This is a genomic window from Coleofasciculus sp. H7-1 (assembly GCF_057473865.1).
In genome coordinates, this window is record NZ_JBYCCT010000048.1 from 1 (window position 1) to 8201 (window position 8201).

Genomic DNA, 8201 nt, shown 5'->3' on the forward strand with positions numbered 1-8201 from the left:
TCAATTCGATTACTAATTCATTATCTCAGATTTGGAGATGTTCCAATTCCCTATCAAAATCAAAGAAATCATTTTCGGCTCCCCTCTCGCATTCTCGCTCGCATCATACCCTAATTCAGCAACGCCCACAGATGCAAGCCAACAGAGAACTGCTTAATTTTTACTTTACTAGGACTTATGCAGAGATCCCCCTAAATCCCCCAATTTATCGGAGGGTTAGGGGGGATCTAGGTTTCAAGCTTTCAGTGCGTAAGTCCTGTTTACATTTAATCCAGTCCCCACCTAGCTTGAGATAGAAGCCAAGCAGAGGCGAGGAGTAAATGAAATTTCGCACCCCTGCATCCCTGCCCCGCCTACATTCGTCAGTCGAGGGCAAAATCGGTCACAATAAATCAACGACTACCTGACCCTGCAACACATAGAGGCTGGAGGCGATCGCTGTGCTGCAAAGATTTCTAATCATTCTTGTAATACTTGTACCTTTGGTCATTGCCTATCTGGTTAATGAAAAACGTAAAACCAAAATTAAACAAATTAAAAATAATAGTGTTGTTTTGGTGAAAGGTGCAGAACAGAAGTATCCCAGCTTACCTCTAAAAAACTATGGAATTCCGCTGATGGTTAGGCGTCACAATAGAGTCCAAGTTGTCTTTCCCAGACTGACGCCTGATGGGGATGTTGAATATATTTATTCCTGGCATCCTCTGAATGATATAGAAGTCATTGAGCAAAACTCTAAAACGAACGATCCAAAGCTGACTACCATCAAAGAACTGGCTCCCATCATTCAAGAACACTGGCAATTAGAGCCAGAAATGTCTGTACTTGAGGAGCAATATCGTAAAATTAATGACTTAGCCGATTTAGTATCTACCTCTGATGTGTATTCTCTCCAAGTAGAGACCTATGAGAAAGCTTTACTTGAGGTTGAAAAACTGTTAAGGAAAGCCGAACAGTTACAAAAAATATATGTTCGTTTAATTAGAGAGGCTTTAATTGGAGTTAAGGTAGCTGAGTACAATCCCGATCGGCTTCTCGTCTCACATCTGGCTTTTGAGTTGCAGTATCAACGAATGAAAGAAGAATATCAACATCTCAAAGATGTCGCCCATGCCTACTCCCAATTGTTGAACGAAAGTAGAAACCTGGTGAGTGAGGAGTAAGCACTGGGGAGACAAAGCAGCTACAGGTGCAAGAAATATTGTAGAGACGCGATGCACCGCATCTGGTAGCAGGGGAAAGTGTAGCTTCATCTTCTATGCCCCTCCACCCCTTCCCTTCCTCTTTTCCCTTCTCCTCCTCCCTTGTGTCCGCTTGGCGGGACAATCTATCGCCATACTGGGAGGAGGAGAGCAGTTTGATTACTCCCTGTCCAGTAGGCGTGAAATTACCTAACCGACGATGAAACGTAAATCTAGATACCCTACCTCTGATTCCTATACTGCCCCCAAATCCTCTAAATCCTCCCCCTTCAATTACACTTCCATCGCCCTAATCGGAGGCGTCTTCGTTCTAGGAATTGGGGTGGGGATTGGCTTTAGCTCCACAGCAACATTTAGCCCAGAAAACGTTGCATCGCGTGATTTCATTGACCGCGCTGCCCCAAATCCTGAGCTTTGCGTGCAGTTTGGAGCCAGCGCAATGGTGATGGATACTCGCGTCTATGTAACGCTAAATCCCTTTAATGTCTATGTTTCGCAGCCCAATATGCGACCGGGTTGTGTTTTGCGTAGTAACAACTGGTCTATTTTGGAGCAAAGAAAACTGGTAACTGCCGATCAGGTGCGGGATTGCAAGAACCGGATGAACACCTTTGGCTATACCGGCAGTTTGGACGGTCAACCGGATATCCGCTGCATCTATCAGAACGATGGTGCCCAGAATTTCTTCCTGAATCAGCCAGGAGCAGGCGCACCGCCGCCAGAAACAAACAATTTCTAGGGCTAATCGCTAATGGTTAATCGGTAATCGGGATTTGTTTATTGTAATTACCCATTACCGATTAAGCCCTGAGATGTTTAGTTTAATTATGTCTACCTACTTACCATTTCTTTGCCATTAGCAACTTACTTCACCGCCAATCTTCGCTGAGCTGAACTTGCAGAATTTGATTGGGTTGAATGATGGCGGTTTGAGGAGCTGTCAGATAGGTAGTGGCAGCACCGGCGGCAGCGCCTCCCAATAAACCGACGCCTGAAAAACCTCCTAATAGCACGATCGCTAAAGCACCAATGGCAGAATTCCGGACAACTCGGTTTTGTGAAAGTTGGCGGTTGCCGTCTAGGGAGTCTGATTGGGCGAGAAGGGGAAAATTGCGTCCACCCAGGCTAATTGCTTGGGTAATGAAGCGACTGCCGCGCCTGTCGATCTCAAAGCGTCCGATCACCTGCGTACCAACTGGGGCAATGAGTTTACCAGTGCGATCGCGTATTTCTTCCTCTAGCAGCAACACCTCCTGGCGCGAGACACCATCTCGCAGCGTTAAAACCTTGTCGCCCGGATAACGCAGGCTCAGCGGCGTGCCAGAAGGCAGTAGAACGTCTGGATTTAGAGATGGCACATTTGGCGCTTGTATCGGTGCCGATTTGGAGCTGGAAGGATCGGGCACAACAGTCGCAGCAGATAGGGGCGGTACGACAACCGTTGGAGAGGTGGCTGTTGTAGGTGCGGCAGGTATCGACATGGGCACAGACGCACCCGCTTCTAGGGATGGTACTGGGGCTACTCTGGTTCTCCTTGCGGGCACTTGGGTAGGATTTTCCTCCATCGGCAACGGTTGACCAAATTCAACCACTCTGGTGACAGAGGAAGACTGAGACTGCCTCACGGGTACTGGTGGTGCCGCAGCGATCGCGCCTGAAATAGGAGGTACGCTGACCGATACATTATCCGTCGAAATTCCCGCTGGAGGCACTGTTGGCGTCGCTAAATTGGGTACCGTGCTTGAGTTATTCAGAGGCGGCACCCTCACTACACCAGGCATTTGGTTCCCTGGGAAGATAGCCGGAGGCAAGGACGGAGAAACCCCGCCCCTAGTAGGAGCCACTGCTTCTGGAGCGACGCCAGCAATCAGGGGACGCAATACCCAGCGATTCCCAGGTTCCAATTGCAATTGCACTTGTTGGGGGGCTAAAACTACCTCTGGTGCGAGATACAGCACAATTCGGGTGACGCCAGCCTCGAACTGGGAGACTCGAATTTGGCGGATTGAGCCGGGGTAACTTTGTTGAGTTTCTACCATTCCCACTTGAGTATTGGGTAAATCCAGAACAATCCGAGGCGGTTGAGCCAGAAGAAAATAACGCGGCGTCGTTCCCTCATCCAGAGTGATTTCTAACTGATTAAGCGCTGGGTCAAATCGCCAATTTGTTAAGCGGGCAGCGATCGCTTTTAGCTCCAAAGCGCCGATCCCTAAGATCGTCATCACGCCAACCAAACTAAGCGTTTTCAGTCTACTCATAAAAAGTCGAACTCCCAGTATCAATTTTTCTCCCCACATCGCAGTTGACTGAGAAAACGTTCCAACTACAACAATTGTCTCCGTAAGTTCAGCGATCTATATCACAAAAAGAATGGATTTATATCACCAAATCATCACATAAAAGATCACACTTCCAAAGCGAGTGCTATCACCCAGTAATTTCTCGGATGATTTCATACTAAGAGCATTGGCTAACTAAACTCTGAGACCTCCCATGTTCCTAAGCCGTGACAATGTGCCAATTGATTCTTCTAGCTGGGTGGAGCGTTGGAAAAAAGTCCAGAGAACGCTTGTCAAGCGAACGATGCAGTTACAGCAAGTCAATCGAGAACTAGCAAATCAAATCACCGAGCGTCAGCAGGTGGAAGAGGCTTTGCGGCAAGCAGAGGAAAAGTATCGGAGTATTTTTGAAAACGCCGTTGAGGGGATATTTCAGACAACCCCGGACGGACGTTACATTAGTGCGAATCCAGCGCTGGCACGGATTTACGGCTACGTTTCACCAGAGGAACTGATTGCCCATTTGACGGACATCAAGCACCAGCTGTACGTAGATCCCAATCGGCGCGACGAATTTCTGTACTTGCTGCAAGAACACGGTTCGGTGAGTGGCTTTGAGTCTCAGGTTTATCGCCAAGACGGCAGCATCATCTGGATTTCGGAAAATGCACGGGCAGTACGACAAGAGCTGCGATCTGGGAAGCAATATGAAGCTGTGAGCGGCTATAGCGCAGCATACGCTAAGGACGAGCAGTACTTCGGGCATACATTAAGCGATCGCGCGGGTGCCTTACTCTACTGCGAAGGCTTCGTCACCGACATCACCGAACGAAAATCCGCTGAAGCAACCTTAAAAGCATCGGCAGTAGAATTTAAACAACAAGCTAAGCATCTGCAACTTGCCCTGTGCGAACTTCAACAAACCCAGACGCTTCTGATCCAAAGTGACAAGATGTCTAGTTTAGGGCAGTTAGTTGCGGGTGTTGCCCACGAAATTAACAACCCTGTCAACTTTGTTTGCGGCAATCTGGTTCATGCGAATCAATATGCCCAGGATTTGCTAAACTTCCTACAGCTTTATGCCAAACATTATCCCCAGCCAGTGCCTGAGATTGAACAGGAAGCTGAAGCAATCGATCTGAATTTCTTAATTTCGGATTTCCCCAAAACCCTGTCCTCCATGCAAATCGGGGCTGACCGCATTCAGCAAATTGTCCAGTCCCTGCGAAACTTCTCGCGGATTGACGAAGCCCACATGAAGGCGGTTGATATCCACGAAGGCATTGACAGCACCCTGCTGATTCTCCACAGCCGCTTGAAATCCAGAGGAGCAAATACGGGGATTGCCATTGTCAAAGAATACGGCGATTTGCCCTCCGTAGAGTGTTATGCCGGACTCCTCAACCAAGTATTTATGAATCTCATTTCCAATGCGATTGACGCCCTAGAGGAGGCAGAGGCGCGAAGAGGCAAAGGCGCAGAGGAAATGGCACACGCTCCCTTGCTCGTCTCTTCCCCAGATGCCCTGCCTTGTATTCGGATTCGTACCGATGTCCTCGACAACGGAAAAGCGAGTATCCGGATTATCGACAACGGCCCCGGAATGAGCGAAGAAATACGCACTAGAATTTTTGAACCTTTCTTTACTACAAAGCCCACAGGCAAAGGCACGGGGTTGGGTTTGTCAATCAGCTATCAAATCATCGTCGAGAGACATGGCGGCGTTTTGAAGTGTAATTCAACACCAGAGCAGGGAACTGAGTTCGTTATCGAAATTCCGATTCGACAGCACATTCAAGAATAAGTATTTTTTGGCAGGTTGGTACCGTCTAGTTTCGCGCCCGTCAGGTAAGCACCCCAAAGGTTTGCCCCGTCCAAGTTTGCCCCACTCAAGTCTGCTTCTGTCAAATCTGCCATTTTCAAGTTTGCCCCGCTCAAATTGGCACCTCTGAGATTTGCCCGAAACAAATTGGCTCCACTGAGATTCGCCCCGCTCAAATTGGCTCCACTGAGATTGGCTGTGCCTAAAGTTGCCTCCATTAAAAAGGTTTGGCTCAGGTTAGCTCCACTCAAGTCAGTTTCGCTGAGCGATCCCTCCTGGAAGTTCGCTAGACTCAGATTCACGCCTTTAAGATCGGTTCCAATTAAGTCTGCACCTTTAAAATTCCGTTCTCCCGCCGCATATCGCTCCAGCAGTTCATCCTTATTAACGATCATTCACTCCTGCCTTTTCTGGTTAATGTAGTTTGGCGCAACTGCTGAAATTTCTGGTTGTGGTAAATATGTAGCCGTCGGTTGGGTTTTGAAGCGAGAAGAGAGTTCTTTAATTCAAAACTCAGACGCGATAACCGCAAGTGTTCTACAACTTAAAACTTTTTACCACTACCCAAAAACAGTTATTCCCAAATAAATTAGGGATTGCTATATTAGCCATTAGCATAATACGGTTACGTTGGAGTGCAACACTTTTTATGGCGGTAAGTGGCAACACAATTAAGCTCCATCAGTTTTTAAAGTGGGTAGGGATGGCGCAGACGGGTGGGCAAGCTAAGCTTTTGATTCAACAGGGTTTTGTTTCAGTCAACGGCACCCTGGAAACCCGGCGAGGACGACAGTTAGTCTCAGGCGATCGCGTAACGCTAGGAAAACGAACTTTTGAGGTTGAGTTGAACAATGTCTAGTCCTAGGGTTTTAGAAATTTGTTCCTTTTAACAGATGTCGTCGGATTGCGTTGACGTAAGCAAACACTGGGAATTGATAATATTCAACAACAACATCTACTACAAAAACAAGATGAGCTAAAAAGGTTAACCCAATCCAAAGACTGGGAACCCAAGATAAGGGAGTACCTGGTATTGGGGGAAAAAAGTAGGTAGACAAGGCAACAAGGGTAGTCGGTAATAGGACTAAGGCAACTGCTGCCAACCCAACACCCCAACCCAATTCATTCCCCTTGCGATGGGCACCTTGCCAAGTTCGACCATTCCAGCGCCAAGTTATCGGTGATGCGCTATCTGCCATTTTCACGGACTGTTGAATCGGATCGGCAGTGAAAATATGATGGCAAAAATTACAAGCCAATGCTTCCATTAACGGCATCGCTGAAATCTCACCGTGCCGACAAACTGGACAAGTGTAAACGCCGTCTAAGCTGAAATTGTTGGCTGGATTTATTGAATGGAACATACGCTTAACTATTTCGGGGATTTCTTGTTGAAAGATGTACTTATTAATTGTAAAAGTGTTACCAGAACTTCGGGGACATCGTGCAAGGCGATGGTTTTTACGTGAAGTATGGGTATTTAGTCATCTAGGCAAGGGTCGAAATACTTTTATAGTTTCGGCTATCAGATGGAATTATAATAATATGTCGAACGTAAACAAAGTATAAAAAAATCAATCAAGGTTTTCTTTAAATTATAATAGCAAGCAAATATTGGCAGTTAAATAGCTGGAGTATTTTTTGATTAAACCTGGATAAGTTATGTAAGCAACACGGGGCAAAGATTTTTTTAAGATTTATGCAGGAAAAGGATTGTTAGATAGACCGAAGTTTAATCTTATGATTGTTGTTGGAACAGAGGTTAAAGAAAGTTTGATGGGTTTGCAGTGGCTGAAAATGCTGCGGTTGGTGGCGGATTTTCCAGTAGGATTGGTGACGCTGGGGTAGGAGCGATCGCTCTCAATCCCTCTCTCCCAGACTCAAATAATTGCCCCTCGCTGCTTTAGCTCGATCTTCATCGCCTCCGAAAGCCCCAAAGCCCCTTCAAACGAAGCATTCTCCACATTTGCACCCTGGAGATCGGCACGCTTAAGCTCAGCATCTTTTAGATTTGCGCCGCTCAAGTTAGCACCACTTAAATCAGCATCGCTGAGATTGGCAGCCTTCAGGGAGGCATTCGTCAAGTTGGCATTGGGAAGGTAAGCACTGCTTAAGTTGGCACCGCTGAGGTTGGCACTGGTTAAATTGGCACGGGGCATTTTAGTCCGCAAATCTGCTTGAGTGAGGTTGGCGTGCAACAGATGGGCATCGCGCAGATTGGCATTACAAAGGCAGGCATGGGAAAAGTTGGCACCGCTAAGGCAGGCACGGCTCAAGTCGGCAAAGGTGAGGTCGGCACTGCTGAGATTGGTATGATTGAGGTCAGCATTGCGGAGGTTGGCGTTGCGGAGGTTAACACCGCTCAAATCGCCTCTAGCAAAATCCTCAGATGGATTGATGCCCAGTATCTTGGCGCTGCTGATGAAGTCATCTGCCTTGGCTGCTGCCAAAAGTTCCCGTACCATTGTCAGATACTGCTGCTGGTAATCACGAGCTGCCTGCAAGTCTCCGAGGGCAGTGTAAGCGAGTCGGAGATTTTTGAGCGCCTGTCCTTCCCCGCGAACGTCTGGTAATTCTTTAGCGATCGCTTTTGCCTGGTGAAAGCAGAGGATCGCTTTTATATATTCTTCCAAAGAATTATAAGCCGCCCCCAAATTTGAGAGCGTTTGCATCTCACCTGGACGATCTTGGAGTTCCCGGACAATCGCTAATCGCTGTTGCTGGTACTCTATCGCTTTTGTATCCTCACCGAGAATGTAGTAAGCATTTCCGGCGTTGCTGAATTAGGGTATGATGCGAGCGAGAATGCGAGAGGGGAGCCGAAAATGATTTCTTTGATTTTGATAGGGAATTGGAACATCTCCAAATCTGAGATAATGAATTAGTAATCGAATTGAA

Annotated in this window: 8 protein-coding genes and 1 pseudogene; 4 read left to right on the forward strand and 5 right to left on the reverse strand. The window is 47.2% G+C overall.

Translation table 11 applies throughout. From position 1 onward, the window contains the following. Nucleotides 1–440: 440 nt before the first annotated feature. The gene (locus AC2VDX_RS12035; protein WP_378178998.1) at nt 441–1163 is read left to right on the forward strand and encodes a hypothetical protein; all 723 of its coding nucleotides are present in this window, start codon (nt 441–443) and stop codon (nt 1161–1163) included. Between the two features lie 238 nt (nt 1164–1401). After that, complete coding sequence (locus AC2VDX_RS12040) at nt 1402–1941, forward strand: DUF3172 domain-containing protein (RefSeq protein WP_378178995.1); 540 nt, start codon at nt 1402–1404, stop codon at nt 1939–1941. A gap of 130 nt (nt 1942–2071) precedes the next feature. Here AC2VDX_RS12040 and AC2VDX_RS12045 read toward each other — a convergent pair whose 3' ends face one another. Beyond that, nucleotides 2072–3460 (reverse strand): AMIN domain-containing protein, encoded by a 1389-nt coding sequence (locus AC2VDX_RS12045; protein WP_378178992.1) that lies wholly within the window; start codon nt 3458–3460, stop codon nt 2072–2074. Between the two features lie 235 nt (nt 3461–3695). Between AC2VDX_RS12045 and AC2VDX_RS12050 the strand changes: the two genes are divergently transcribed. Continuing rightward, nucleotides 3696–5285 (forward strand): PAS domain-containing sensor histidine kinase, encoded by a 1590-nt coding sequence (locus tag AC2VDX_RS12050; protein WP_378178989.1) that lies wholly within the window; start codon nt 3696–3698, stop codon nt 5283–5285. Here AC2VDX_RS12050 and AC2VDX_RS12055 read toward each other — a convergent pair. Next, the gene (locus AC2VDX_RS12055; RefSeq protein ID WP_378178986.1) at nt 5276–5698 is read right to left on the reverse strand and encodes a pentapeptide repeat-containing protein; all 423 of its coding nucleotides are present in this window, start codon (nt 5696–5698) and stop codon (nt 5276–5278) included. The genes AC2VDX_RS12050 and AC2VDX_RS12055 overlap by 10 nt on opposite strands. Nucleotides 5699–5952: 254 nt before the next feature. On the opposite strand from AC2VDX_RS12055, the gene AC2VDX_RS12060 reads away from it, so the two are divergent. Continuing rightward, entirely contained in the window at nt 5953–6162 is a 210-nt protein-coding gene (locus AC2VDX_RS12060) for an RNA-binding S4 domain-containing protein (RefSeq protein ID WP_378178983.1), read from the forward strand. Nucleotides 6163–6172: 10 nt separating this feature from the next. On the opposite strand, the gene AC2VDX_RS12065 is transcribed toward AC2VDX_RS12060, so the two are convergent. The 3 genes and pseudogenes from AC2VDX_RS12065 to AC2VDX_RS12075 form a co-directional block, all read right to left on the reverse strand. After that, nucleotides 6173–6667 (reverse strand): hypothetical protein, encoded by a 495-nt coding sequence (locus AC2VDX_RS12065; protein WP_378178980.1) that lies wholly within the window; start codon nt 6665–6667, stop codon nt 6173–6175. Between the two features lie 516 nt (nt 6668–7183). Beyond that, the gene (locus AC2VDX_RS12070; RefSeq protein WP_378179000.1) at nt 7184–7768 is read right to left on the reverse strand and encodes a pentapeptide repeat-containing protein; all 585 of its coding nucleotides are present in this window, start codon (nt 7766–7768) and stop codon (nt 7184–7186) included. 3 nt (nt 7769–7771) lie between these two features. After that, a pseudogene (locus AC2VDX_RS12075) lies at nt 7772–8071 on the reverse strand (tetratricopeptide repeat protein); the annotation flags it as partial. Between the last annotated feature and the right edge of the window lie 130 nt (nt 8072–8201).